Genomic DNA, 25,370 nt, shown 5'->3' with positions numbered 1-25,370 from the left:
TTCCCACCCGGGAAAGCCGAACGAATCATCGACGGATCGTCCGCGCGCTGTCAACCGCTGACCGGGAGGGCGCCCGTTTTTACTGCGTCACAGCCGGTTCGCTGCCTGTTTCACCGTCTTGATCACCGGTGCCGTTTCCACGTGGGCGACCGCCGGGAGCGCGGCGACGCTCGTGGTGAGGTAGCGGTACAGCTCGTGATGGCTGCCGCACACCACTGTCGCGTACAGGTTGGTCGGGCCGGTGGTCGCGGCGGCGAAGGCGACTTCCGGGTGCGCGGCGAGTGCGGCACCCGCTTCCTCCAGCGCCGCCGGGGCGACCGAAAGCCACAGCAGAGTCCGGATTCCCTTGCCGTGCAACCGCCAGTCGAGGTCGAGATCGAAGTACAGCACGTCCCGTTCGCGCAGTTCCGCCATCCGGCGGCGGACGGTGGTGGGGGACCAGCCGGTCGCGGCGGCGAGCTGTTCGAATCCGACGCGGCCGTCGGCGGCGAGTTCGGCGAGCAGCTTGCGGTCGCCGTCGTCGAGCACTGCCGGGCCGGGCCGGCGGGGGAGCGGCGGCGGGCGCAACCGGGCGACCGTGGTGTCGTCCAGCACGCCGAGTTTGGCGACCAGGCTGTCCGACCCGCCGTAGAACGCGTGCAGCACCGAATGCGCGGTGACGCCTTCGACCCGTGGCGTGCGCGGAAGTTTGGCCAGCAGCAACGCTTCGCTGTCGGCCTCGCTTTCGAGGCGGACTGTGCAGGTGATTTCGGTGCCGCCGGACGTCAGGCTCACCCAGGCGGTGTCCGGGCGGCGCGCGAGCGCTTCGGCGACCGCGCCCGCGGCGGCGGGGGCGCATCGGATGCGCAGGAACCAGCGCACCGCACCGAAAGCGTTCTCGTTGACGCCGCCGATGACCCGGACCGCGCCGGTCGACCGGAGCCGGGCGTAGCGCCGGGCGACGGTGCGATCCGACACGCCGAGCGCTTCGGCAATCGCGCTGAACGGAGCCCTGGGATCGATCTGCAGGGCGTGGACGAGCTGGCGGTCCAGGTCGTCGTAGTCGGAATCCACCGTGTCGATCTTACTGATGTCGGAATCCGCCGCTCACGGGTCGTTTTCTGGCGGGTCGGCCACGGGCGGGCCGAGGGTCGGTTCTGCCCGCCAATCGAAGGAGAGATCATGACTACCGAGGTGCTCGTCGTCGGCGCCGGCCCGACCGGGATGACGACCGCGAACGAACTGCGGCTCGCCGGAGTGTCCTGCGTGCTGGTGGACCGATTGCCGCGGGCCAGCGAACTGTCCAAGGCGGGCGGGCTGCAGTCCCGCACGCAGGAGGCGCTCGACCAGCGCGGCCTGCTCGAACCGTTGCTGGCCACCGGCGACTATCCGGTCACCACCGCGCATTTCGCCGGAAACCTGCTGCCGCTGGTGCGGGGGCGGCACCGGTTTCCGTGGCGGTCGCTCCCGCAGGTGGCGCTCGAGGGATTCCTGGAGAAACACCTTGCCGCGGAAGGAATTCCGGTCCGCCGCGACCACGAACTGGTCGGGCTGGAGCAGGACGCGGACGGCGTGACCGCGAGCTTCGCCGACGGCACCGCGATCCGCTCTCGCTACCTGGTCGCCGCGGACGGCGGGCGCAGCACGGTCCGGAAGCTGGTGGGCGCGGAGTTCTCGGGCCGTCCCGGAACGGAGACCACAGTGGCCGCCGACGTGCGGCTGAGCGCCGAGGTCCCGATGCACACGATCACCCCGGAGGGCTACCGCGCACAGGTGTTCCCGCTCGGCGTCGACGCCGAAGGGCGACCGCTGCGCCGCCTCACGCTCGGCGGGCCCGGCTGGTCGCTGGACCGTGAGGTCCCGGTGACCGAGGACGAGATCCGCACCGGGCTGAAGACGGTTTTCGGCGACCGGGTGGAACTGGTCGAACTCCGCTACGCGCGCCGGATCACCAATGCCGCGTTGCAGGCCGCGCAGTACCGGCACGGCCGCGTTTTCCTGGCCGGTGACGCCGCGCACGTGCATCTTCCCCTTGGCGCACAAGGCATGAACAGCGGGATCCAAGACGCGATGAACCTCGGCTGGAAGCTCGGTGCGGCCGTCCGCGGCACCGCGCCGGAGGGACTGCTGGACAGCTACCACGCGGAACGGCACCCGGTCGGCGCGGCGGTGCTGCGCAACGTCCAGGCGCAGTCGCTCCTCCTGGACGCCGGGCCCGATTCGGCCGCGGCCCGGTCGCTGTTCGCGGAGCTGGTGCAGCTGCCCGAGGTGCAATACCAGCTGGACGACCTGCTGTCCGGCATGGGCTTCCGCTACGCCTTTCCGGGCAGCGAGGAGCATCCGCTGATCGGGCTTCCCGCGCACGATCTCGGTCCGGAGTTGCGTACCGGACGCGGGGTTCTCGTGGATCCGGAAAAGCGTTTCGGCGCTCTCGCGGTGCGGTGGGCGGACCGGGTCACCCGCGTCGAGACGGGGGCTGAGGCGATGCTGGTCCGTCCGGACGGATACGTGGCGTGGGCCGGCGCTCCGGAGGGTTTGGAACCCGCGATTCGCCAGTGGTTCGGTGCGCCGGTGAGCTAGCGTGGCCGTCGTGCGAACGTGGCTGACCGACACCCGGACCTCGTACGACACCGTCGCCGCCAGCTATGCCGACCGGTTGCGCGATTCGATCGCCGGAAGTCCTTCGCTGCGCATGACCCTGGGGTTGTTCGCCTCGCTGGTGCGCGAAACCGGCCCGGTGGCCGACATCGGCTGCGGCACCGGGCACGTCACCGCGCATCTGAACGGTCTCGGCCTGGCCGCGTTCGGTCTCGACCTCTCGCCCGGCATGATCGAGGTGGCCCGGCGAGACCACCCGGGACTGCGGTTCGCGGTCGGCTCGATGACCGCGCTCCCGCTGCCCGACGCTGCGGCGGCCGGGTTGCTGTCGTGGTGGTCGCTGATCCACGTCCCGGACGCGGAGGTGCCCACGGCGCTCGCGGAATTCCACCGCGTGCTGCGGCCGGGAGCACCGGTTGCGATCGGCTTCCACGTCGGTGACGTGGCTCGGTTGAAGACACAGGGTTACGGCGGCCATCCGATGCAGGTGCACGTTTATCGCCGCCGTCCCGCGCAGGTGTCGGAGTGGTTGCGCCAGGCCGGGTTCACCGTCGAGGCGGAGTGGGTGGAGCAGCTGGACAGCGAGGTGCCGCAAGCGGTTGTCTACGCTCGCCGTCCAGCCTGAGGGATTCAGCCGAGGTCGAGCTTCGCCAGCCGTGGCAGCACGCCGTCGCGCCAGCCCGGGCCCATCCGCTCGCACGCGTCGGCCTGGCGCTTGTCGTCGAGGTCGAAGCCGGAGTGGTTCAGCAGGAGCCGGGTGCCCTGGCCTTCGGGGACAAGCGTCCAAGTCAGGGTCCAGTCGCCGTTGAAGGTGTAGACGAACTTCGCCGGCGGCTCGGATTCGATGACGCGGCAAGGGATCGAGCCGAATCCGGGCATTTCTAGATGGAACTCGTGGCCGACGTCCGGCCCGACGTCGCCGGGCGCCCACCACTTCGCGTGCAGTTCGGGATCGGTGAGCGCGCGCCAGACCTTTTCCGGTGCGGCGGCGATGAACTGGTCGACCGAGATGCTGCCGGTCCGGGCGTACGTCACGGGGTTTCCTCCTCGTTTTCCAGCAGGTCGGCCATGCTCCGCAGGCGGCCGCGCCAGAACCGCTCGAACGGGTGCAGCCATGCGCCGACCTGCTCCAGCGGGTCGCTTTCCAAGTGGTAAAAGCGTTGTCGCCCAACGGGTTCGTCGCGGACCAGCGCGGCGTCCCGCAGCACCTTGAGATGCTCGGCCACCGCCGGACGGCTCAGCTCGAACCGCGCCGCGAGGTCGCCCGCCGTGCGCGGGCCGTCCGCCAGGATCTCCAGCAGGCGCCGCCGGACGGGACTGGCGAGAGCGAGGAAGACGTCGTCGGGCATGACGCTACGTTACGTCGGAAGTTTCCGACATGTCAACCGGCGGGGTGGCGGGCGGCGATTCCGAAGCTGGAGTGGATCAAGAAGATCGTCAAGGGCTGAGTGTCAGGACGGCGCTCCGGAGGGCGCGCACGGCTTCGTCGCGGGCACCGGTCAGGGCGGGGGCGTCCGTGGCGTGCGGGGCGCGCAGCGGGACGTGGCGGGGGAGTTGCGCGAATCGGTCGGACACCGCGTCGAGCACGTCGGGGCCCCAGGGGCCGCCCAGCACGATGAGTTCCGGGTCGGACACGGTCACCAAAGCCAGGAGCACGCCGCAGATCGCGTCGGCGAGGGTGGTGCGGACGGGGTCGGATTCGAGCGCGGTTCGCAGGGCGGCGACGTCGATCGTGGTCGAATCCGGTTGGCGCACGCCGAGATCCGCGAAGACATCGACGAACGCCATTGCCCTGCCGCCCGGGCCGCGGGTGAGGACGTGCGCGATTTCCCCGGCGAAACCGGCGTGTCCGCGCCGCACTTCGCCGTCCGCGACGACCGCGCAGCCGAGTCCTTCGCCGAGGAACAGGTACGCGAAATCGTCGGCGGCCTGTTCGGTGCGCGCGGCCCAGTTCACGTCATTGTCCACTGTGACCGGTCCCGCGACGAGCGGCGCGAGGACGTCGGCGGGGGAGAGTTCCCCGAGCAGGAAGGGGGAATCGGGCAGGTGGACCAGTTTCCCGGTGGCCCGGTCGACCGGATCGGCGGCGCTGACGACCGCGAGCCGGAGCGGATCCGCGTCGGCGGCGACCCGGGCGGCGGCCTTGCGCAGTGCCCGCGCGACCTTTCGCGGACGCACCGGGCGGCCGAGGTCTTCGACGTGCCGGGCGCGCACCTCGCCGAAAACGTCGACGGCTTCGGCGACGGCGCCGTCGTGGGCGATGCTCACCACCAGTGCCGTTCCGAGGTCGTCGGCCAGCGCGTAATAGGTGCCGACGCGGCCGCGGCCGGTGGTGCGTTCGCCGGTGTCGCGCAGCAGGCCGGCCTCGGCGAGCCGGGCCACGCTGTCGCCGACCGCGGGCTTGGAAATGCCGGTGCGGGCCGCGATCTGCGCGCGCGTCAGCCGCCGTTCGGCGAGCAGCGCCCGCAGGACGTGCTGGTCGGTCAGCGACCGGAGCAGGTCGAGAGAGGGCTTGGCCGGGGTCACCGGCGGGAGTGTAGCCGATTTGGTCAGGAGTGTTGCCTGAATCGGCGCGGGGCCTTACCGTCGGTTCAGTAAGGAGCCCTTCCTGAATGGAGCGCGCGCCATGCCTCTTCCCCCGTTGCCGCATTGGGAGACGACCCCGGACGACGTCCCGGCCGCGATTCGCGAGACCAAAACCGCGCTGCGGGCGCGGATCGAGGCGTCCGGGCGCACTGTGGAGGAGGTATTCGCGGTGGTGGAGGCTCGCGTCACCGCCGCGGTCGAGGAGATCGAAGCGGCGAAAGCACGGATATAGCGGGATGTGTGGCGCATGCCGTGAAGCGTGGTCAGGCTGACGGCATCTGGAAGCTGCTGAACCAATACACGGCGTTCTGGCTTCGAATCAGTCCATCTGTCGTCCGAACTGCGGAGAAGTTGCTGGCGTAGGAGCTGCCGTCGGAATGAGTGCCGCGGATGCGCAGTACTTCGGCCCCCTGCACACTGCCCGTGTCTGGGTGTTCGATGGCCTCTTCCACGAAAGGTGCTGCGGAGGACGGCATCGCGTGGGCGACATTTGCCCGCTCAAGGACTACCTTGCATGCGGCCCAGTCTTGCGCTATTGCGCGGCACAGCCCGTCGTAATCATGAGTTCGTGCGAAGCTGACAGCTTTGTTCAGCAGGGATTCGGCTTCGGCGCGAGTTGGAAGCGGAAGGATCTTTGTACTGGCGACTTGCTGACCGCCCCACACCACTGGAGTACTGCTGAGAACCAGGAGGCCAGCAGCCGCCGCGAGGCCCGCGCCGGTCAACACAAGCAGCGCTCGACGTGGATGTTTGGCCACAGCTGACCCCCTGGCTCACTTAGCTCTACCGGTGAAGCATGTGCGCGTCACGCGACGACTGCATCGTACCGCAGCCACCCGTAGTAGACCGCACGTTGATCACAAACTGATCGAAATTCCGCCGTAAAGTGCCTGAATGCCAATTCCGCTAGTGAGCGTATTGTGCACGGCGACGATTCCACCCGTATCCCTGGATTGACCATTAGGAGCAGTTCCCGACCAGTTGGTTAGAAAGTCCAGCGGTTTTTCCCCTTTGACGGGGTTCAAGGTGTCGCAAAAGTTTCCCAGAACAAGGGATCCGCCGATTCCGGCGACTGAAACTGAAAGCGTCAAGTTGGTGCACGGGCTCTGATTGATCGTCCCCTTGGGGCTCCAGTCATCCCAATCGAGAAGCTGCTCTCCGGGCGGAGGTGCTATTCCCGCATTGCAAGCAGTCAAGTCGTACGCAAGTCCGTCGGCATTGGTGGTCGCGCAAGTTTGCCATTCTTTTACTGCGTAGTCCGTGCCGTTCTGATTCGGGTATTTAATCTCCCCGGCCTGCGCGCAATAGTCCGCCCAGGCATCGATCTTGTTGGGATCGAGCTTGCTCGGCACATTTTTCCGCGCGAAGCACATCGGCCTGTTCCAGACGGTTCCGTCGTCAAGCACTGATGCGTCAGATTTGTCGCGATGGGGCACGGTCAAGCTGCTTGCCAGCATGTCCACGCCGTTGATTTCGACATGCTTCGGGGCAGGCAGGCCTTTTGGAACGATCAAAATGTCGCCAGGCTCGGTAATCACCTGGTAGTCGTCGGGATTTATGTCGAGATTCCATCTCTGGCGCACATTGCCGACGAGCTGGCCTACCAGCTGCCTTTGCTGTGCCGCTGACATCGGAGCTGCCTGCATTCCGTCAGATGCGGCGGCGGCATGGGCATATCCGAGCCCTGCTGTGAGCATTAGGCTCGCAAAAAATGCCGAAAATAGTTGCCTATTCTTTCGCACGTCGATTCCTTCGATTTCCGTTGATACCTTTAATGGACCTCAATCCGGAGGCAGGGGGAAATCAATTTCGATAACGCGGAGTGATTGACGCAAGACTTCAATCGATGATTTCCTCCCCCTCGAAGCACGCTACCGGAGGCAAGATCATGTCGTACATCTGCCATTTGAGTGAACTCGCAGTAACCAAAGGCTTCGGTCGCAAGCAAGCGTGCGCATAAGGGACAAATGCTCCCCTTAAAGTTCGGGCAAGACGAGACGGCGGAACTGGCCGAGGATGCAGTTTTCGTCTCAAAAGGTCGGTAGATGTACGAATATCGTTCCGCTAAAGATTATTTCTTCGGCACTCTCGCGAACGCGCCGGCCGTTCGGACACCACGCTCTCGGCCGCCGTGTTCGCCGACGTCGACACTGACTACAGCCCCGCCGCCCCGGCAAGTACCTGCCGATCGAGCTGCACGACTCCTCGCAAGGGATCTTCGAGGTCGTGTGGGTCGTCGGGCACTTGGCCGGGTCCCAGGCGGTCACCGTCGTGCGCGGCTGGGAAGGAACCCCGGCGCGGGCGTGGAACGCGGGCACGCAGCTGGTGTGCGCGCCGACCGCCGGGCGCGACACGTTGTCCGTACTGGCCTCGGCCGACCTGCCGATCGATCCGCACCTCGGGATGCGCGTGGCGCGCACGAACAAGCAGGACGTCGTGGAACGCGCCGAGCACCGGCGTGGCGACGGCTGCCGCGCCAGGGAGGCGGTGCGGCGAGGAAATCTGGCCGGTGCTGGACTACGCCGACATCGAGGCGGGCCGAGTCTCCGAAGAAGACCTCGCCCGGCTCCGGAAGCGCGGCTGCCTCGTCGTGCGCGGGCACTTCCCGCGCGAGCAGGCGCTGGCCTGGGACCAGAGGATCGTCGACTACGTAGAGGGCAACCGGTTCTTCGAGCACTATCGCGGTCCTGGGGACGATTTCTTCGGCACCGTCGGTTCGCGGCCGGAGATCTACCCGATCTACTGGTCCCCGCCGCAGATGGAGGCGCGGCAAAGCGACCGGATGGCGCGCGTGCAGGCGTTCCTCAACGCGCGGTGGCGCTCCGAATCCGACGGCGTCCAGTGGTTCGACCCCGGCCGGGATTCGCTGTACCCGGACCGCATCCGCCGCCGTCCGCCGGGCGTGGATTCCGGTGGTCTCGGCGCCCACCTCGACCCGGGCACGCTGGACCTCTGGATGACCGAGGCGTACCAGCGGGCGTTCCGGCATCTGTTCGACGGCACCGTCGAGTCCTACGATCCGTGGGACGCCGCGCACCGCACCGCCGGGCCGCAGTTCGAGGGCTCGACGATGTGCTCGGTGTTCCGCACTTTCCAGGGCTGGACCGCGCTTTCCGACATGAAACACGACCAGGGCGTGCTGCACACGGTGCCGATTCCGGAGGCGATGGGCTACCTGATGCTCCGCCCGCTGCTGGCCGACGTGCCGGAGGACGACATGTGCGGCGTCACGGTGAACCAGGTGTTCCCGGCCAGCGAGAAATGGCATTCCTTGCTGCTGCGGGCTTCCAGCGGCATCCCGGACGTGCGGGCCGGGGATTCCGTGTGGTGGCACTGCGCTCTGATCCACAGCGTCGCGCCGGTGAAGGACCAGCAGGGCTGGGGCAATGTCATGTACATCCCGGCCGCGCCGTGGTGCCCGCGCAACGAGGCGTACGCCGGGTCGGTGCGGGAAGCGTTCGAGTCGGGTTCCAGTCCCGCGGATTTCCCGCCCGAGCATTACGAGCGGTCCTGGCCGGACCGGTTCGCTCCCGCGCGGCTGAACGCGACCGGACGGCGCGGGCTCGGCATCGGATGACAGTGGTCTAGTCCATTCGGGCCAGTGGTACGGCCGGGTCCGGTACTGCGAGGTAAAGCTGGTGGTACGCGGGGGAAATCCCGGATGCCGCGGCCGGCCGGTGCGTGCCAGTGTCGGGAGACGGCGGTCGCAGCGGCCGCCGGAGCCGAACAACGGAGGCATCATGGACGTTCAGGACGAGCAGGTTCGCGAACTGCCCGAGTACACGCCGCCCGCGCTGGTCGAGGTCGGTGAATTCAGCGACGACACCCTCGGCTTCGGGGGCCGCCTGTCGGACACGATGGGCTTCTTCGGCTCCTGAGCCGGGCAGGAGCGCAGCCGATGAGCGGGCCGGGATTTCTGGTGCTGCCCGATCTTCCCGCCGCGGCGGGGATCCGGCGGCCGTGGGCGGACGCCCAGGTGCACGCCCACGCGTCCGGGAGGCCTTGGCTCGTCGGCCGTTGGCGTCGCGCCGAGGTGGCGGTGGGGACGGCCGGGCCGGTGCGGCTGGCGGTGATCGGGCATTGCCCGGTCGCCGCTGCCCGGCTCGAAAAGCTCGCGGCCGGGGTGTCCGCGCCGGCCGACCTCGACCGGATCGCCGCCGCGCTGCCCGGATCGTTCCACCTGGTGGCCACTGTGGACGGTGCAGTGCGGTTCCAGGGCAGCGCGACCGGATTGCGCCGGGTGTTCCATTGCCGGGTGGACGGGGTTCCGGTCGCCGCCGACCGGGCTGATCTGCTCGCCGGCCTGGTGGGGTCCTCAGTGGACGAAGAGCTGCTCGCCGCGCGGATGGCGTGCGGACTACAGCTTCCGCCGCCGCTGAACGAACGGCCGTTGTATACCGGAGTGTCCGCGGTGGATCCCGGAAGCTGTCTCTTGTGGACGGACGGGCGGACGCGGGTGCGGCAGTGGTGGCGGCCGCCGCTCGCCCGCGAGCCATTGGCCCGCGGCGCCGAGGGAGTACGGGCCGCGCTGGCCGAGACAGTCCCCTCGGGACGCGTTTCGTCGGACCTGTCCGGCGGCATGGATTCGACCTCGCTGTGTTTCCTCGCCGCCCGGGAAAATCCGGAGCTGCTGACCTTCCGCTGGGCCGAGGCGGAGGCGGGCAACGACGACGCGGAGTTCGCCGCCCGGTCCATCGCCGCGCTGGACCGGGCCGAACACGTGATCGTCCCGCAGCGCGAACTGCCCGCCGTCTTCGCCGATCCGGACCGGCCGGTCGACGCGGACGAGCCCTACGCGTTCACCCGTTCCGCGGCCAGAATCCGGTACAGCGCCGAAATAGTGGCCGCACGCGGATCCGAACTGCATTTCGCCGGGCACGGCGGGGACGAACTGTTCAGCCCGCTGCCCGGATACCTGCACTCGCTGCTGCGCCGTCGCCCGGTCGCCGCGATGCGGCAGGTCCGCGCACACGCGGCGCTCCGGCGCTGGCCGCTGTTCGGGACGATGGCGGAGCTTCTCCGGCCGGGAACCGTCGCCGGCTGGTGGCGGCAGCAGGCCGCGCACCTCGCCGATCCGGTCAGCCCGGCCCGCCGCCCGGTGCTCGGCTGGGGCGTCGCGCCGCTGCGGGCCCAGCCGGGGCTCACCGCCGACGGCCTGGCCTTGGCGCGGAAAGTCCTGCACCGCACCGCGAACGAGGCCCGGCCGCTCGGCCGGGATCCCGGCGAACACCAGGCGTTGCTCGTCCTGCGCTCGGCCGCCGCGCAGTACCGCTTGACCGCCGGGCTGTTCGCCGGCGCCGGGGTGGAACTGCGGTTGCCGTTCTTCGACGACCGGGTGGTGGAGGCCGTCCTGCGCGTCCGGCGGCACGAGCAGGCGGACCCCGGCCGCTACAAACCGTTGCTGGCCGAGGCGATGCGCGGGATCGTGCCGGACGCCGTGCTCGGCCGGGCGACGAAAGGCGAGTTCGGCGCGGACATCCGGGAGGGCTTGCGCCGCAACCAGACCGCCGTCCTGCGCCTGTTCGAGGATTCCGCTCTGGCCGCGCGCGGTCTCCTCGACCCGGACCGGCTGCGGGCCGCCGTGCTCGCGCCGCAACGGGACTACCGCGTGGTCGCCGCCCTGGAACCGCTCATCGGATGCGAGACGTGGCTTCGCGCCGCCGATCGCCCGTCCCCGAGGAGGCTCGATGCGCTTGCCCCCTGAGGTGACCGCCGCCGGAACTCCGGACGGCACGGTCCTGCTGGACCTGACGTCCGGTCGGTATTGGCAGCTCAACTCCACCGGAAGCGCGGTGTTGCAAGGACTTCTCGACGGCAGCGATCCGGAGGTCGTCGCGGCGGAACTGGCGGCTCGGCACGGGATAGACGAGGCGGTGGCGCAGAAGGACGTGGCTGCGGTGGTCGACCATCTGCGGTCCGCCGGGCTGGTGACGCCATGACCGCCCCAGTCGCGCTCGCCACCCGTACCCGCCTGCCGCTGCGCCGTCGCCCGATGCCGTTGCTCGCCGTCGCGCTGGCTCGTCCGCTGGCGAAGCTGCGTCCCGCCCGCCTGCGCCGAGTCCTGGAATTCGCCCGCCGCGGAGCGCGACCGGCCACCACGGGCGAGGCTTCCGCGGCCCGCTCAGACGTCGTTTCGGTCAGCCTCCGCTGCGCCGGGCAAGGCTGCCTGCAACGCTCGATCGCCGCCGCGCTCCTGTGCCGGCTGCGGGGTTCCTGGCCGACCTGGTGCACTGGCGTCCGCACGAGCCCGTTCGCCGCGCACGCCTGGATCGAGGCCGACGGCCACGCGGTCGGGGAGCCTTATCCGGACGGCCACTACGCGCCGATGCTGTCGGTTCCTCCTGCGGCGAGGGTGATGTCCACAAACGCCTGAGTTGCCGCGGTAATCGGCCCCGACCGATATATCAGCCACTGCGGGAGCGTTTCCGGCGGCGAGAACCGCAGCACCTCCGCCCCGGCCCGGCGGGCCAGGTCCGCCCAGCCGTCCGGCATCAGGCTCGCGCCGATCCCGCGCAGCACCATCGGCAGCACCACGCTCCGGTCGCCTGCTTCGGCCGCGATCGACAGGTCCGGCACCGTCGCCGCGAGGCGGTCGAAGAACCCGCGCACCGCGGTCGGCGACGTGGTCACGACGAACCGCATGCCGCGGAGCGCAGACCGCTCCACCGCCCCGTCCGAACCGATCTCCGTGCCCGGCGGGGCGACCAGCAGCAGCTCTTCGTCCCGCAGGTGATGCGCGACCAGCCCCGGCCCGACCGGGCGTTCCGCGCTCCCGCACACCCCGGCCTCGCAGCGGCCCTGCACCACCATCGCCACCACCTCGGCCGCCGACAACGCCGCCGACGTGCTCACCAGCACGCCCGGATACCGCGTGCGCATCTCGGCGACGATGCTGATCACCGGCTCCAGCGCGGACGACGACGTGGCCGCGACGTCGATCCGCCCGGCCGGCCCGTCGCCCGCCATCCGCGCGGCGGCGCGCAGGGCGTCGAGGTCGCGCAGCACCAGCCGGGCGCGCTCGGCCAGCAGTTCGCCGGCGTTCGACAGCACCGCGTTGCGCCCGACCCGGTGGAACAGCTCGACGCCAAGGTCCTGTTCCAGTTTCGCGATCGCGCGCGACAACGACGGCTGCGCCACCCGCAACGCCCGCGCCGCGTGCGTGAACCCGCCGTGCTCGGCGATCGCGACGAAGTACTCCAGCTGGCGGCGTTCCATAGCGATACGCTATCGGACTGGTGCCTCAGATGTCTTTGACGTACCGCCAGCGCACGCGCGACGATAGGGCCATGGTCCAGACGCGCCCGACGTTGCAGGGCACCTTCGGCATGGTGTCGTCCACCCACTGGCTCGCCTCGGCGGCCGCGATGGCGGTTCTCGAGGACGGCGGCAACGCCTACGACGCCGCGGTCGCCGGCGCGTTCGTGCTCCACGTCGTGGAACCGCATCTCAACGGGCCCGGCGGCGAGGTGCCGATGATCCTCGCGCCGGCGGGCGGCGCGCCGAAGGTGCTGTGCGGGCAAGGGCCCGCGCCCGCCGGGGCGACGATCGAGCACTACACCTCGCTCGGCCTCGACCTCGTCCCCGGCACCGGCCCGCTCGCCGCCGCGGTGCCCGGCGCGGTTGAGGCGTGGCTGCTCCTGCTGCACGACCACGGCACGAAGTCGCTGCGCGAGGTCCTCAAGTACGCCATTCACTACGCGGCGGACGGTCATCCCGCGGTCGAGCGCGTCGGTGCGACGGTGGAGACCGTCCGCGAATTGTTCGAGAACGAATGGACGACGTCGGCCGAGCTGTACTTGCCCGGCGGGGTCGCGCCGAAACCCGGTGGGCTGCTGAAGAATCCCGCGCTCGCGCAGACCTGGCGCCGGCTGATCGCGGAAGCGGAGGCGGCCGGAAGCGACCGGGAAGCGCAGATCGAGGCGGCGCGGAAGGCGTGGCGGGAAGGATTCGTCGCCGAAGCGCTCGCCGCCTTCGCCGCGAAACCGGCCATGGACTCGTCCGGCGAACGGCACGCGGGCACCCTCACCGCCGACGACATCGCCGCGTTCCGGCCGACGTATGAGGACCCGGTCACCTACGCCTGGAACGGCTGGACCGTCGCGAAACCCGGGCTGTGGAGCCAAGGTCCGGCGTTCCTGCAGCAACTCGCGCTCCTGCCGGACGAGCTGGAGTACGCGACGCCGGAGTACTACCACCGGCTCATCGAGGGCACGAAGCTCGCGATGGCCGACCGCGAAGCCTGGTACGGCGACAGCACGGACGTGTCCGTCGAGGCGCTGCTTTCCCCGGAGTACAACGAAACCCGGCGCGCGCTGATCGGCGAGCGCGCGTCGTTCGAGCTGCGTCCGGGCAGTCCCGGAGGCCGCACGCCCCGGCTGAGCCGGCACGCGCACTACGTCGCGGGCGGCGGGGTCACCGCGTCGGCGATCGGGGCGGGGGAGCCGACCGTCGCGAAGGACGGCCTGACCCGCGGCGACACGTGCCATCTGGACGTCGTCGACCGCTGGGGCAACATGATCGCCGCGACGCCGAGCGGGGGCTGGCTGCAGTCCAATCCCGTGGTGCCGGAGCTGGGTTTCCCGCTGGGCACCCGGCTGCAGATGGCGTGGCTCGACCCGGGCCTGCCCAACTCGCTCGCCCCGGGCAAACGGCCGCGCACCACGCTTTCGCCGTCGCTCGCGCTGCGCGACGGCGTGCCGGTGCTGGCGTTCGGCACCCCCGGCGGCGACCAGCAGGACCAGTGGAACTTCCACTTCTTTCTCGGCACGGCGCTGCGCGAAAAGGTCCGCGGCGGGCTCGATCTGCAGGGCGCGATCGACGCGCCGAACTGGCACACCGACAGCTTCCCGGGCTCGTTCTACCCGCGCGGCATGGCGGCGGGGAGCGTGACGGTGGAATCGCGGATCGGCGCGGACGTCATCGCCGCGCTGGAAAGCCGGGGCCATGCGGTGACGGTCGGCGAGCCCTGGTCGGAGGGGCGGTTGTGCGCGGTGGCGAAGGATCCGGAGACCGGGGTGTTGTCGGCGGCGGCGAATTCGCGTGGCGCGCAGGGGTATGCCGCGGGGCGGTGACCCCTCACGGACGGTCGCCAGGCCGCACCTCTACCGGGAAACTGCGGCGGCGGAATCGGTGTAGCGGGCCCGGAGTTCGCGTTTGAGCAGTTTCCCGGTGGCATTGCGCGGAAGCTCGTCCACCATTTCGACTCGGCGGGGACATTTGAAAGCGGCGATCCGTTCCCGGCAATAGGCGATCACCGTGTCGCCGTCGAGCGAATCGTTCGCGGGCACCACCACTGCCACCACGGTTTCGCCCCACTGCGGATCCGGCGCGCCGATCACCGCGACGTCGGCGATGTCCGGATGCCGGTGCAGCACCTGCTCGACCTCGATCGGATAGACGTTCTCGCCGCCGGAAATGATCATGTCTTTCTTGCGATCCACCAAAGTCACGAATCCGTCGGCGTCGGCACGGGCTAAGTCGCCGGAATGGAACCAGCCGCCGCGCAGGGCTTCGGCGCTCGCTTCGGGCAGGCCCCAGTACCCGGCGAAGACGTTGGGGCCGCGCAGCACCAGTTCGCCGACTGTCCCGGCGGGAACGTCGTCGTCGCGTTCGTCGACGATCCGGGCCTCGACGTGCAGGAAAGGCCGTCCGACGGAGCCCGCGTGCGAGCGGACGAACGCCGATTCCAGCACCAGCGCGGCGGGGGAGAGTTCGGTCATCCCGAAACCCTCCACAAAGGTCAGTCCCTTGCTCTCGTAGAACTCGATCACCGGCAGCGGGCACGGCGCGCCGCCGCACAGCAGATAGCGCAGCCGCGACAGATCGTAGGAATCGAAGTCCGGGACCTGCGTCATCGCCGCCCACATCGCGGGAACCATGAAGTGGACGGTGATCTTTTCCCGCTGGAGCAGCGCGAGTGTCTCTTGCGGATCGAATTTGCCCGCGACCACCACCGTTCCGCCCGCGTAGAGCAAAGGCAGGGTGAACAATGCCAGCCCGCCGATGTGGAAAAGCGGCGCCACGGTGAGCGTGCGGTCCGACGGGAGGATGCCTTCCCCGGAGGTGAGCACGTTGATCGCGTTCGCCTCCAGGTTGCCGTGGGTGAGCATGGCGCCCTTGGGCCGGCCGGTGGTGCCGGAGGTGTACATCAGCACCGCGACCTCGTCCGGCCCGGTCGGTTCGGGTTCGACGCGGTCCTCGCGGGGAAGTTCGCTGTTGTCGACCAGAGTCCGGCCGCCGGAGGCTTCTCGCGCGAGCGCGGCGAAGGTGCCGTCGTGCACTACGACCACCGGCCGGGCGTCGTCGAGGAGGTACTCGATTTCGGCCGCGGTGAGCCGGAAATTGATCGGCAGCGTGATCGCGCCGAGCCAGGCGACGGCGAAGAGCGTTTCGAGGTAACCGGTGGAATTCAAGCCCAGCAACGCCACCCGGTCGCCCTTGCGCACGCCCAGTTCGCGCAGCCCCGCCGCCCGGCGCGCGACCCGGCTTTCGAGGTCGGCGTACGTGATCCGCTCGCCGGTCTCCGCGGCGACGAGCGCGACCGACTCGGGGGTGACGGTACTGCGCCGGGAAATCCAGTGCGCCAAGCTCGATGCCATGCCGAGACTCCTTCGTCTCCGGGACCCCGACGAAGGTAACCGTACGGACGGTCAGTGGTCAAACTTCGATTACAGTGGGCCGATGCCACCGAAAGGCCGCGCCGCGGAGATCCTGGCGACGTTCACCCGCCGCGTCGCCGAACGCGGCTACGACGCCACGAACTTCTCCGACATCGCCGGCGAGCTGGGGCTGTCGAAGGGCACCATCGTGCACCACTTCGGCACAAAGGACCGGCTGTTCGCCGCGCTGCACGAGTCGTACCTGCGCCGGAGGCTCGCCGAGGCCAAGCTGATCCGCGACCGCCTCGCGACGCCGACGCAGCGCTTGGCCGGGCTGCTGTACGCGTTCGTGCTGTACCAGGTGGTGGACCGGGAGGCGACCGTCGCCTTCCAGCGCGAGGTCGTCCGGCTCGCCGACCACGAAGCGATGGCCGAGGGCCGCCGGTTGCGCGCGGAATACCTCGAGCTGGTGCGCGCGACGCTGTCCGAAGGGGTCGCGTCGGGGGAGTTCCGGCCGTGTGACGTGGAGGTGCAGAGCCTGCTGATCTTCGGGTCGGCGCACTGGGCGTGGACGTGGTTCGACCCGGCCGGCCCGGTGCCGGCGGAGCAGGTGGGTGCGCAGCTGGTCGACCTGGTCCTCGGCGGGTTGCTGACGCGTCGCACCCGGCTCGGGGGGTTGACCGGAGTGGACGGAAAGATCGCCGAGGTCGTGCATCAGTCCATTGCGGACACTACCGGATCCTGAGCCGCCGCATCATCTTCAGCCCGGACAGCATTCCCTCCACGTACTTCTCGTACTTCTGCCCCGGCCGCGGGCTCATCACCGGCTTCTTCAGCACCGCCAGGTTCTGCACGTCGGTGTACTTCAGCAGACCCTGGTCCCCATGCCGGGCGCCCACCCCGGAGGTCTTCACGCCGCCGGACGGGGTTCCCTTGGCGGCGTACGCGGTCGCCAGGCTGTCGTTCACGTTGACGTTTCCCGTCTCCAGCCGGGCCGCTACCGCGGAGGCCGCGCGGATGTCCTTGCCCCATAGCGAAGCGTTCAGGCCGTAGTCGGTGTCGTTGGCCAGCTCGACGGCCTCGTCCACCGTCCGGTAGCGGTGCAGCGCCACGACCGGGCCGAAGGTTTCGGTGACCCCGCACAGCATGTCCTTCGTGACGCCTTCGAGGATGGTCGGCTCGAAGAACGCCGGGCCGAGGTCCGGCCGGGGACGTCCGCCGCACAGGACGGTCGCGCCCTTAGAGACCGCATCGTCCACATGGGACTTGACGCGGTTCATGTGGTCCACCGAGACCAGCGAACCCATTTCCGGCCCGAAATCGTAAGCCGCTCGCACGTCCAGCGCGGAAGCCTTGGCGACAAAGGCTTCCTTGAATTCCTCGTAACGCGACTCCGGCAGGTAGATCCGCTCGATGTGCATGCAGATCTGCCCGGTGTTGCCGAACGCGCCGAACACCGCGCCCGGCACCACGTCGGCGAAATCGGCGTCCGGCAGCACGATCATCGGGTTCTTGCCGCCGAGCTCGAGACAGCAGCCGATCAGGTTCCGGCCCGCCCGTTCGCCGATCACCTTTCCGGTGGCGGTGGAGCCGGTGAACATCACGTAGTCGGCCTGGTCGATCAGCGTCGGGCCGACATCTGGGCCTTCGCCGCACACGACCTGGAACAGGCCGTGCGGCAGCCCGGCTTCTTCGAGCAACTGCACGCCGTACAGCGGGGACAGCGCGGTTTTGTTGTCCGGCTTCAACACCACCGCGTTGCCCGCCAGCAATGCCGGAATGGCGTCGGAAATGCCGGTCGCGAACGGGAAATTCCACGGCGCGATGATTCCGACCACGCCCTTGGGCACCCGGATCTCGGTCGACGAAGACACCAGCGGAACCGGCCCGCCGCGTCGAGCCGGGGCGAGCAGTTTGGGCGCCCGTCGCAGATAGTGGCTCATGACCATCGGCGGATCGCACGTTTCCTCGATCGCCATCCGCCGGTTCTTTCCGCTTTCGACCTGGATCAGGTCGGCGATCGTGCGTGCTCGGTCGAGGAACAGCGAATGCGCCCGCCGGAATACCGCGAGCCGCTGTTTGAGCGGCGTCGCGGCCCATTTCGCCTGCGCCGCCCGCGCGGTGGCGAAAGCCTGCTCGATGTCGGACGGCGTCGACTGCGGCAGGTCCACCAGGACGTCGCCGGTGTAGACCTCGGTGAGCGGCCACACCGCACCGCCCGAGCCGGGCACGCGCGCGACGAGCCGGCGGAGGAAGTCGTCGGTCGTCGAAGCCGGGCGGGTGGGCCGGACCGGGCTGAGGGTCATGGTCTTCCGCTCCTGTTCAGTTGCCGGAAAGGACCAGCTGCGCGCCCATTTCGCCGATCATGATGCAGGGCGCGTTGGTGTTGCCGCCGGTGATCGACGGCATGATCGAGGCGTCGCAGACCCGCAGCCCGTCGATCCCGCGGACCTTGAGGTCGGGCCCGACGACAGCCAGGTCGTCCACGCCCATCCGGCAGGTGCCGACGCCGTGGTACACCGAGGTCGCGCGGTTGAGGATCGCGTCGCGCAGCTCCTGGCCGCGCAGGTGCCGGCCCGGGTGGATCTCCTCGTTGACCGAGCCCTTGAACGCCTTCGACGCGAAGATCTCGCGCACCATCTCCGATCCCTCGCCGAGCACCTCGAGGTCGGACGGGTCGGAGAGGTACTGCGGGTCGATCAGCGGAGCCGCGGCCGGATCCGCCGAGGCGAGCCGGATCGTGCCGCGGCTCTTCGGGTAGATCAGCGTGGTGAGCACGGTCAGCGCCGGCCGCTTGTCGACCGGATGCCGGACCGGCGCGTCCTGGTTCGGCGACACGTACGCCCACGGCAGCAGGTGCAGCTGCAGGTCCGGCACGTCCCCGGCCTGCGACGTCTTGAGGAACGCGAGCGCCTCGAACACCGAGTTCGCCAGGAACGTCGAACCCGGCTTGAGCAGTTCCCGGGCCATCCCGCGGGCGAAGTACGGCGCGGTGCCCTTGTTCTTGCACGACGACACCTGGAACGTCAGCGCGTGGAACATGTGGTCGTGCAGGTTGTCGCCGACCGGCAGATCGGCGAGCACCTCGATGCCGTGCTCCCTGAGGTGCTCGGCGTGCCCGATCCCGGACAGCATCAGCAGCTGCGGCGAACCGACGAACCCGGCGGAGAGGATGACCTCCTTGCCGGCCCGGACGGTGCGGCGCTTGCCGTTGGCGTCGGTCACCTCGACGCCGGTCGCGCGGCCGTTCTCGATCACGACTTTCCGCACGAACACGCGGGACTGGATCTCGAGCGTCCGGGGCGCGAGGTGGTGCAGGTAGCCGCGCGAGGCGCTGTAGCGGAGGCCGTCGGCGGCGTTCTGCTGCATCCGGCTGACGCCTTCCTGCGATGCGCCGTTGTAGTCGTCGATGATCTCGCAGCCGATCGCGTCGGCCGTCGCGTCGAGGAACTGCAGCGTGCCTTCCTGCGGGATCTTGTTGCGGGTGATCTTGATCGGCCCGCCCGCGCCGCGGAAGGCGTTCTCGCCGTCCTCGAAGTCCTCCATGCGCTTGTACGCGGCGTTGACGCTGTCGGCGTCCCAGCCGGTGTTGCCTTCCGCCGCCCAGGAGTCGAAATTCGCCCGGTTGCCGCGGACGTAGACCATTCCGTTGACCGAACTGGAGCCGCCGAGCACCTTCCCCCGCGGCACCGGCATGCGCCGATCGAGAACATGTTTCTGCGGGACCGAGTAGTACCCCCAGTCGCTCATTTTCTTCAGCTGGGGCACCGCGTGCAACGGCGCGACCAGCCCCGGCTTGCGCAGCAGCAGCTGGTTGTCGCTCTTGCCCGCTTCGAGCACGATCACGCTGGCCCCGGACTCCGCGAGCCGCCCCGCGACGGCAGCCCCCGAGCTGCCCGACCCGACGACCACGTAGTCGGCTTCGCTCTTTCGGGCCACCCTGGCTGCCATGTCCGCTCCTCGTCCCGCGCCCCGCCGAAACTGTAACCTGTTCTAGTTCAGGCACGGTATAGCTTTCCCGTCGCACGCGCAACGCCTCGCGGGCGAACCTGATTGACTGGGCCGCATGGGGACCGAGGAAGCGAACCGCCGCATCGACGCCGCGCTCGCGGGCGGGGAGAAGACGCTCGATCTGCAGGGCCTGCATCTCGCGGAGGTCCCGCCGCGGGTGGCGGAGCTCGGCGGTCTCGAAGAGCTGGTGCTGGAGGACAACTTCCTGCGGGAGCTGCCGGAGTGGTTGACGGAGCTGCCGTTGCGGGCGCTGAACGCCCGGCTGAACCGGCTCGTCCGGCTACCGGAGCGGATGGGGGAGATGTCCACGCTGCGAAGCCTGGAGGTCGACCGCAACCGGCTCGCTGAACTGCCTCGGACGCTGGCCGGGCTGGACCTGACGGAGCTGTGCGTTTCGGTGAACCGGCTGGCGGAGCCGCCGGAGTGGATCGGCGGGATGACCAGCCTGGAAGCCCTCGATCTCGGCTCCAGCCGGCTGACGGCGGTCCCCGGATGGGTGCGCGGCCTGGCGAGGCTGACCCGCCTCGACCTGGACGGCAACCGGCTCGAAACCCTCCCGGACTGGCTCGGCGAGATCTCCGGTCTGGCGAAGCTGTTCCTGCACGGCAATTCGCTCGCCGAGCTGCCGGACTGGCTGCGGGGCTTGCCGCTGGACGAGCTGTACCTCGACGACAACCCGCTGGCGCAGGTGCCGGCCTGGCTGGGCGAACTGACCGGGCTGACGGAACTCGGCCTCGCCCGCCTGCACCTGGCCGAGGTCCCGGAATGGCTCGCCGGGCTGGACCGGCTGGCCGAACTCGACCTGAACGGCAACCGGCTGACCGAACTCCCGGACTGGATCGGCGGACGGGAAAACCTGACCGTGCTGGACGTCGCGCGGAACCGGCTGCGCACGGTGCCGCCGCTGCCGTCCGGGCTCCGCGGGCTGAACCTCGCGTCGAACCCGCTCCGGGAACTTCCCGCGCATCTGACGGCGCTGACCGGCCTGACGACCGTGACGCTCAGCGACTGCGCCCTGGCCGAGATTCCCGCGTGGGTCCGCGGCTGCACCGGGCTGACCCTGCTCTACGTCGACCAGAACAGGCTGACCGAGGTTCCGGAGTGGATCGGCGAGCTGACCGAGCTGGAAGCCTTGTGGCTCAACGACAACCGGCTGGCCGAGCTGCCGGAGTCGCTGCGCGGCCTGCGCGGTCTCCGCCGCTTGCACATCGGCGGCAACGTGCTGCACGGGCTTCCCGAGTGGCTCGGCGAGCTGACCGGCCTGACCACGCTCGGCATCGCCGGATGTCGCCTGTCCAAGCTGCCGCGGTGGCTGGGCGGGCTGACCGGGCTCGACACCTTGTGGCTCAACAACAATCCGCTGCGCGAGCTGCCGGATTGGCTCGCGCGGCTGGGGAGCCTCGAACAACTGCGGCTTGACAATACCCCGCTCGCCGAAATTCCGGACTGGCTCGGCGACCTCGCCCAGCTCTCCAAGCTGTACCTCGACTCCGTGCCGCTGGCCGAGTTGCCTTCGTGGCTGCGCCGGACCGAGCTGACCGAGCTGAGCATCCGCAACTGCGGGCTGGAATCCTTGCCCGAGTGGTTCGGCGACCTCGCGTCGTTGCGGGTTCTCGAGGTGTCCTCGAACCAGTTGACGGAGCTTCCCGGTTCCTTCGCCCGCCTGACCGGGCTGACTGACCTGCTGATGGACCACAACCGGCTCGCCGAGCTGCCCGCTCAGGTCGCCCCGCTGGCCGGCCTGCGCGTGCTTTCGTGCACCGGCAACCGGATCGCGAAGGTGCCGGACTGGGTTCGCCGGTTCACCGAACTTCAGGATCTGTCGATCGGAGGAAACCGGCTCAGCGGGGCGCCGGAATGGCTGGGCGATCTCGGCACGCTGACGAGACTGGACCTCGGGCGCAGCGATCTCGAAGCGGTGCCCGAGTGCCTGCGCGGCCTGCGTCATCTCGAGGGTCTCAGCCTGAACCACAATCGGATCGCGGACCTTCCCGCCTGGTTTCCGGAACTCGCGAGCCTGACCGAGGTGCGCTTGGACAGCAACAAGCTGACCCTCCTGCCCGCAGAACTGGCCGGGTTGAACCGCCTGGAATTGCTTTCCGTGCGGGACAATCAGCTGGCCGAGCTGCCGGACTGGCTCGGGTTGTACCCGGCGCTGACCGAGCTGTGGCTCAGCTCGAACCCGCTGGGCCGGCTGCCGGAGACGGTGCGGGAGCTGACCGGCCTCGCCATGCTGGAACTGGACGGCATCGGGATCACCGAACTGCCTGCGTGGCTGGGCGGTTTCGCCGGGCTGCGCTACCTCTCGGCGGACGGGAACCCGCTGGACCTGGCCGCCTTCGACTTCAGCGGGCTGACCCGGTTGCGCTCGGTGTTCCTGGCCCGGTGCTCGCTCGCTGAGGTGCCGGAAACGCTGGGGCAGCTCACCGGATTGAGGCATCTCATCCTCAGCAACAACCAGCTGACGCGGCTGCCGGACTGGCTGACCGGCCTGACGGACCTGGTGAATCTTCACGTGGACGGGAACTGTCTCACCGCATTGCCGGAGAACATCGGCGACCTGGCCAAACTCCGCCGGTTGCGTGCGGAACGGAACGACCTCGCGGACGTGCCGGCCAGCCTGACCGCGCTCGGCGGCCTCCAGACGCTCAACCTAACGGCCAACCAGCTGCGTCGCCTGCCGGACGATCTGGCCCGTATGGTCATGCTGGAGAATTTGTCCCTGGCCGGGAACTTCCTCTCCGAGCTGCCGGAATCTTTCGGCGACCTCGCCAGCCTCCGCGACCTGGACGTCCGGGGGAACCAGCTCGGTGCCCTCCCGGAAAGCCTGCCGTACCTGCACCGCCTCACCACTCTCCTCCTCTCCGACAACCGGCTCCGCAGCCTCCCCGCCGCCCTCTGCGAGCTGCCCAGCCTCGCCACGCTCACCGTCTCCGGAAACCCGCTCATCAGCCCGCCCCCGGAAATCACCGCCAGCGGGTCCGGATCCGTGCTCGAATTCCTCCGCGAATGCGAACGCGGCAGCACCGCGCAATGGGTTTCCAAGCTCCTCGTCGTCGGAGAAGGAGGCGTCGGTAAAACGTCGCTGGTCCGCGCCCTCGCCGAGGACGAGCACGACCCCGACGAACCCTCCACGCACGGCCTCCTGGTCCGCGACCTGCTGCTGGACCATCCCGGTCTTGACGTCCGGATGCGGCTGAGCACCTGGGATTTCGGCGGCCAGCAGATCTATCACGCCACCCACCAGTTCTTCCTCACCAACCGCTCCCTGTTCGTCCTGCTGTGGAATTCGCGGCTGGGCTGGGAACAGGGAAAACTGCATTACTGGCTCGATATCATCACCGCCCGCGCGCCGGAATCGCCGATCGTTCTCGTGGCTACGCACATCCACGGTCGTCCGGTCGATCTGCCGCTCGCCGAATTGCGGTCGAAATACCCGAGAATCGTCGCGAGCGTGCACGTCGACAACGCGACCCGGGACGGCGTCGGCGAACTTCGCGACCTTCTCGCGCAGCACGCGGCGGAGCTGCCGCTCATGGGTTCGGAATGGCCGACCTCCTGGCTGACCGCCGCGGACGCGGTGCGCGCGGTGCCGGAGAACCACATCACGGTCAGCCGGATGTGGCGGATCATCGCCGACGCTGGTGTCACCGGCGCGGAGCCGAGCCGGTTCATCGCGCGGGCGCTGCACGAACTCGGCGACATCCTCTACTACCCGGAGGATCCCGAACTGCGGGAAACAGTCGTGCTGCGCCCCTCGTGGGTCAACGACTACATCAGCCGCGTGCTCGACAGCGACGAGGTCGCCGAAAAGCACGGGCTGCTCACCCGGGAACACCTGACCGCGCTCTGGCACGACCTCGACACGGGGATCCGCGACCATTTCCTCGGCATGATGGACAAATACGACCTGTCGTATCGCGTCGAGTCGAGTGGCGGGGGAGACCTGAGCCTGGTCGTCGAACGGCTGCAGTGGAATCCGCCGGAGTACGAGGGGCAATGGGCGGCCGTGCGGGAGGGTTCCCAGCAAATCAAGGTCATCTACCAGCTCAACACCATGCCGCCGGGCATCCCGACGTGGTTCATCGCGCGGTCGCACCGGTTCAGCCGCGACGTGCACTGGCGCACCGGCGCGCTGCTCGGCCACCGCGACGGCCGCCACCTCGCGCTGGTGAGCGCGGACCGGCAGCACAACACCGTCGAGCTGACCGTGCGCGGGCCGTCGCCGGTCGGCTTCTTCATGGTGCTCGACGAAGGCCTCAACCTGACCCTGGAACGGTTCCCCGGCCTGAACATCACGCGCCGCGTGCCGTGCCGGTGCGAGCCGGACTGCCCGGAGCTGTTCGACTACGAGAACCTGCGCGCCCGGCTGGAACGCACGCCGCCGAGGCACGAGATCGAATGCCATCGCTCCGGCGAGCAGGTCTCGGTGCCGGAGCTGCTGTTCGGCCTCGCCCCGGCCGAGCGCGATTCGACGCGGGCGTCCGTGGAGCAGCTGGCTAGGACGGTGGAGCGGTTCGGCGAGCGGCTGGAGGAGCAGAGCGACTACCACCAGCGGATGTTCCTGCGCCTGCAGCGGCTCGCGCAGCAGCAGCAGGAAGCGCGCTGCCCCAGCGTGTTCGCGGTCGTCCCGGCCGGGCGGCGGCGGATCACCGGCTCGCCGTACGAGATCCACCTCTACTGCGAGGAACCCGGCGCCTGGCACCGGCTCGACGGCGACAAAGGCGTCTACTCGGTGGCGCAGCCGCGGGATTGGTTCGTGAAGCTCGGGCCGTATCTGGAGCATCTGATCCGGGTGCTGAAACACGCCGCGCCGCTCGCCGGACCAGTGCTCGGCGTGGCCGCGGGCGTGCTGAACGAGCAGCTGAAATCCGACTGCGACCTGATGAAGGAACTGGCCGCGCAGCTGCCGAAGGACCTGCACCGCGAGCGCGTGCTGCCCGGCGCGGACCGGCCGGAGGACGACCTCCCGGAACCGCACGCGAAGACCGACGCGGACTTCCGCGCGCTGAAAGCCATGCTCGGCAAACTCGACCCGGACGAGGAATGGGGCGGCCTGTCCCGCTACGACACGCCGGAGGGTCTCACCCTCTACCCGTGCCCGGAGCACCTGGCGTTCTATCGCGACCCCGCGTGAGCGCCTTTGCTCCGTTCGGTGCGACCCCGCGCACGTCGGCCGCGCAAACCGGGCCATAGCGGACACCCCGGACCCGCGGGCGATTGACGGCGGGCCGGGCGCCGCCGTACCGTGCTGCTCGCGCGACGGCTTCCCGAAGCCGGTGAGATTCCGGCACGGTCGCGCCACTGTGTGCCCATCGCGGGCGAGTCAGGTCGAGGAGCCGTCGTCAGGTCCACCCGCAAGGGACGCGTCATCCCGAAGGAGAGCCATGGCCACCATTCCGGCCGACCGGTCGACCCCGGTCGTTCTGCCCGTCTCGAAAGCCGCTTTGCTGCTCGGCGCGACGATCGTCGGCGCGCTGCTGCTGTACTACTTCATCGGCGTCGACCAGGGCGCGGTCTCGATCTTCGGCAGCGACACCCACGTGCACGAGTTCGTCCACGACGCGCGGCACTTCCTCGGCTTCCCCTGCCACTGAC

General features: G+C 69.3%; 22 protein-coding genes and 1 riboswitch. Of the genes, 12 read left to right on the top strand and 10 right to left on the bottom strand.

What is annotated here, in order from left to right; all coding sequences use genetic code 11:
• Nucleotides 1-87: 87 nt before the first annotated feature.
• Complete coding sequence (locus F9C11_RS32720) at nt 88-1,053, bottom strand: Lrp/AsnC family transcriptional regulator (protein ID WP_409181217.1); 966 nt, start codon at nt 1,051-1,053, stop codon at nt 88-90.
• Between the two features lie 108 nt (nt 1,054-1,161).
• Between F9C11_RS32720 and F9C11_RS32715 the strand changes: the two genes are divergently transcribed.
• Together F9C11_RS32715 and F9C11_RS32710 are read left to right on the top strand one after the other, a co-directional pair.
• Nucleotides 1,162-2,559, top strand: coding sequence for an FAD-dependent monooxygenase (locus F9C11_RS32715; RefSeq protein WP_409181216.1), 1,398 nt, complete (start codon nt 1,162-1,164; stop codon nt 2,557-2,559).
• A 1-nt stretch (nt 2,560) separates the two neighbouring features.
• Nucleotides 2,561-3,202, top strand: coding sequence for a class I SAM-dependent DNA methyltransferase (locus F9C11_RS32710; RefSeq protein ID WP_409181215.1), 642 nt, complete (start codon nt 2,561-2,563; stop codon nt 3,200-3,202).
• A 5-nt stretch (nt 3,203-3,207) separates the two neighbouring features.
• Here F9C11_RS32710 and F9C11_RS32705 read toward each other — a convergent pair whose 3' ends face one another.
• The 3 genes from F9C11_RS32705 to F9C11_RS32695 all read right to left on the bottom strand — a co-directional run bounded on the left by F9C11_RS32705 (nt 3,208) and on the right by F9C11_RS32695 (nt 5,103).
• The gene (locus F9C11_RS32705) at nt 3,208-3,612 is read right to left on the bottom strand and encodes an SRPBCC domain-containing protein (RefSeq protein ID WP_409181214.1); all 405 of its coding nucleotides are present in this window, start codon (nt 3,610-3,612) and stop codon (nt 3,208-3,210) included.
• Nucleotides 3,609-3,926 (bottom strand): helix-turn-helix transcriptional regulator, encoded by a 318-nt coding sequence (locus F9C11_RS32700; protein ID WP_101439065.1) that lies wholly within the window; start codon nt 3,924-3,926, stop codon nt 3,609-3,611. Before F9C11_RS32700 ends, F9C11_RS32705 begins: the two co-directional genes overlap by 4 nt.
• Nucleotides 3,927-4,014: 88 nt before the next feature.
• Complete coding sequence (locus F9C11_RS32695) at nt 4,015-5,103, bottom strand: ROK family protein (protein WP_409181213.1); 1,089 nt, start codon at nt 5,101-5,103, stop codon at nt 4,015-4,017.
• A gap of 100 nt (nt 5,104-5,203) precedes the next feature.
• Here F9C11_RS32695 and F9C11_RS32690 point away from each other — a divergent pair, with 100 nt between their 5' ends.
• The gene (locus F9C11_RS32690) at nt 5,204-5,395 is read left to right on the top strand and encodes a hypothetical protein (RefSeq protein ID WP_409181212.1); all 192 of its coding nucleotides are present in this window, start codon (nt 5,204-5,206) and stop codon (nt 5,393-5,395) included.
• Between the two features lie 31 nt (nt 5,396-5,426).
• Here F9C11_RS32690 and F9C11_RS32685 read toward each other — a convergent pair whose 3' ends face one another.
• A complete protein-coding gene (locus F9C11_RS32685) occupies nt 5,427-5,921 on the bottom strand; it encodes a hypothetical protein (RefSeq protein WP_409181211.1) in 495 nt (164 codons plus the stop codon).
• Between the two features lie 99 nt (nt 5,922-6,020).
• Nucleotides 6,021-6,905, bottom strand: a complete 885-nt coding sequence (locus F9C11_RS32680; RefSeq protein ID WP_409181210.1) for a hypothetical protein — start codon at nt 6,903-6,905, stop codon at nt 6,021-6,023.
• 389 nt (nt 6,906-7,294) lie between these two features.
• Here F9C11_RS32680 and F9C11_RS32675 point away from each other — a divergent pair, with 389 nt between their 5' ends.
• The 5 genes from F9C11_RS32675 (at nt 7,295) to F9C11_RS32655 (ending at nt 11,536) form a co-directional block, all read left to right on the top strand.
• A complete protein-coding gene (locus F9C11_RS32675; protein WP_409181209.1) occupies nt 7,295-8,740 on the top strand; it encodes a YbiU family protein in 1,446 nt (481 codons plus the stop codon).
• A gap of 163 nt (nt 8,741-8,903) precedes the next feature.
• Entirely contained in the window at nt 8,904-9,041 is a 138-nt protein-coding gene (locus F9C11_RS32670; protein WP_409181208.1) for a lasso RiPP family leader peptide-containing protein, read from the top strand.
• 20 nt (nt 9,042-9,061) lie between these two features.
• Nucleotides 9,062-10,867, top strand: a complete 1,806-nt coding sequence (locus F9C11_RS32665) for an asparagine synthase-related protein (protein ID WP_409181207.1) — start codon at nt 9,062-9,064, stop codon at nt 10,865-10,867.
• Complete coding sequence (locus F9C11_RS32660; protein WP_409181206.1) at nt 10,851-11,102, top strand: lasso peptide biosynthesis PqqD family chaperone; 252 nt, start codon at nt 10,851-10,853, stop codon at nt 11,100-11,102. The genes F9C11_RS32665 and F9C11_RS32660 overlap by 17 nt, the downstream gene beginning before the upstream one ends.
• A complete protein-coding gene (locus F9C11_RS32655) occupies nt 11,099-11,536 on the top strand; it encodes a lasso peptide biosynthesis B2 protein (protein WP_409181205.1) in 438 nt (145 codons plus the stop codon). Before F9C11_RS32660 ends, F9C11_RS32655 begins: the two co-directional genes overlap by 4 nt.
• On the opposite strand, the gene F9C11_RS32650 is transcribed toward F9C11_RS32655, so the two are convergent.
• Nucleotides 11,479-12,378 (bottom strand): LysR family transcriptional regulator, encoded by a 900-nt coding sequence (locus F9C11_RS32650; RefSeq protein ID WP_409181204.1) that lies wholly within the window; start codon nt 12,376-12,378, stop codon nt 11,479-11,481. The two genes, F9C11_RS32655 and F9C11_RS32650, sit on opposite strands and share 58 nt — an antisense overlap.
• A gap of 71 nt (nt 12,379-12,449) precedes the next feature.
• Between F9C11_RS32650 and F9C11_RS32645 the strand changes: the two genes are divergently transcribed.
• Complete coding sequence (locus F9C11_RS32645; RefSeq protein ID WP_409181203.1) at nt 12,450-14,234, top strand: gamma-glutamyltransferase family protein; 1,785 nt, start codon at nt 12,450-12,452, stop codon at nt 14,232-14,234.
• Between the two features lie 30 nt (nt 14,235-14,264).
• On the opposite strand, the gene F9C11_RS32640 is transcribed toward F9C11_RS32645, so the two are convergent.
• Nucleotides 14,265-15,761, bottom strand: a complete 1,497-nt coding sequence (locus tag F9C11_RS32640) for an acyl-CoA synthetase (protein WP_409181202.1) — start codon at nt 15,759-15,761, stop codon at nt 14,265-14,267.
• Nucleotides 15,762-15,843: 82 nt separating this feature from the next.
• On the opposite strand from F9C11_RS32640, the gene F9C11_RS32635 reads away from it, so the two are divergent.
• On the top strand, nt 15,844-16,506 hold the full coding sequence (locus tag F9C11_RS32635; protein WP_409181201.1) for a TetR/AcrR family transcriptional regulator: 663 nt from the start codon (nt 15,844-15,846) through the stop codon (nt 16,504-16,506).
• On the opposite strand, the gene F9C11_RS32630 is transcribed toward F9C11_RS32635, so the two are convergent.
• Entirely contained in the window at nt 16,493-18,067 is a 1,575-nt protein-coding gene (locus F9C11_RS32630) for a succinic semialdehyde dehydrogenase (protein WP_409181200.1), read from the bottom strand. The genes F9C11_RS32635 and F9C11_RS32630 overlap by 14 nt on opposite strands.
• 16 nt (nt 18,068-18,083) lie before the next feature.
• A complete protein-coding gene (locus tag F9C11_RS32625) occupies nt 18,084-19,712 on the bottom strand; it encodes a GMC family oxidoreductase (protein ID WP_409181199.1) in 1,629 nt (542 codons plus the stop codon).
• Between the two features lie 115 nt (nt 19,713-19,827).
• On the opposite strand from F9C11_RS32625, the gene F9C11_RS32620 reads away from it, so the two are divergent.
• Together F9C11_RS32620 and F9C11_RS32615 are read left to right on the top strand one after the other, a co-directional pair.
• Nucleotides 19,828-24,909 carry a COR domain-containing protein gene (locus F9C11_RS32620; protein WP_409181198.1) on the top strand — a complete coding sequence of 1,694 codons (5,082 nt, stop codon included), beginning with the start codon at nt 19,828-19,830 and terminating at the stop codon, nt 24,907-24,909.
• 138 nt (nt 24,910-25,047) lie between these two features.
• Nucleotides 25,048-25,103: riboswitch (cobalamin riboswitch) on the top strand.
• A gap of 56 nt (nt 25,104-25,159) precedes the next feature.
• Nucleotides 25,160-25,369 (top strand): CbtB-domain containing protein, encoded by a 210-nt coding sequence (locus F9C11_RS32615; protein ID WP_009077103.1) that lies wholly within the window; start codon nt 25,160-25,162, stop codon nt 25,367-25,369.
• The last annotated feature ends 1 nt before the right edge of the window (nt 25,370 follow it).

It is taken from the genome of Amycolatopsis sp. VS8301801F10 (assembly GCF_046195355.1).
GTDB lineage: Bacteria > Actinomycetota > Actinomycetes > Mycobacteriales > Pseudonocardiaceae > Amycolatopsis.
This window is presented reverse-complemented; position numbering and strand designations above follow the sequence as displayed.

Excerpts from the sequence above, each read along its gene's own strand:
- F9C11_RS32715 (WP_409181216.1), top strand. The coding sequence starts at position 1,162 with ATGACTACCGAGGTGCTCGTCGTCGGCGCCGGCCCGACCGGGATGACG.
- F9C11_RS32700 (WP_101439065.1), bottom strand. The coding sequence starts at position 3,926 with ATGCCCGACGACGTCTTCCTCGCTCTCGCCAGTCCCGTCCGGCGGCGC.
- F9C11_RS32690 (WP_409181212.1), top strand. The coding sequence starts at position 5,204 with ATGCCTCTTCCCCCGTTGCCGCATTGGGAGACGACCCCGGACGACGTC.
- F9C11_RS32670 (WP_409181208.1), top strand. The coding sequence starts at position 8,904 with ATGGACGTTCAGGACGAGCAGGTTCGCGAACTGCCCGAGTACACGCCG.
- F9C11_RS32665 (WP_409181207.1), top strand. The coding sequence starts at position 9,062 with ATGAGCGGGCCGGGATTTCTGGTGCTGCCCGATCTTCCCGCCGCGGCG.
- F9C11_RS32660 (WP_409181206.1), top strand. The coding sequence starts at position 10,851 with ATGCGCTTGCCCCCTGAGGTGACCGCCGCCGGAACTCCGGACGGCACG.
- F9C11_RS32655 (WP_409181205.1), top strand. The coding sequence starts at position 11,099 with ATGACCGCCCCAGTCGCGCTCGCCACCCGTACCCGCCTGCCGCTGCGC.
- F9C11_RS32650 (WP_409181204.1), bottom strand. The coding sequence starts at position 12,378 with ATGGAACGCCGCCAGCTGGAGTACTTCGTCGCGATCGCCGAGCACGGC.
- F9C11_RS32645 (WP_409181203.1), top strand. The coding sequence starts at position 12,450 with ATGGTCCAGACGCGCCCGACGTTGCAGGGCACCTTCGGCATGGTGTCG.
- F9C11_RS32640 (WP_409181202.1), bottom strand. The coding sequence starts at position 15,761 with ATGGCATCGAGCTTGGCGCACTGGATTTCCCGGCGCAGTACCGTCACC.
- F9C11_RS32635 (WP_409181201.1), top strand. The coding sequence starts at position 15,844 with ATGCCACCGAAAGGCCGCGCCGCGGAGATCCTGGCGACGTTCACCCGC.
- F9C11_RS32630 (WP_409181200.1), bottom strand. The coding sequence starts at position 18,067 with ATGACCCTCAGCCCGGTCCGGCCCACCCGCCCGGCTTCGACGACCGAC.
- F9C11_RS32625 (WP_409181199.1), bottom strand. The coding sequence starts at position 19,712 with ATGGCAGCCAGGGTGGCCCGAAAGAGCGAAGCCGACTACGTGGTCGTC.
- F9C11_RS32620 (WP_409181198.1), top strand. The coding sequence starts at position 19,828 with ATGGGGACCGAGGAAGCGAACCGCCGCATCGACGCCGCGCTCGCGGGC.
- F9C11_RS32615 (WP_009077103.1), top strand. The coding sequence starts at position 25,160 with ATGGCCACCATTCCGGCCGACCGGTCGACCCCGGTCGTTCTGCCCGTC.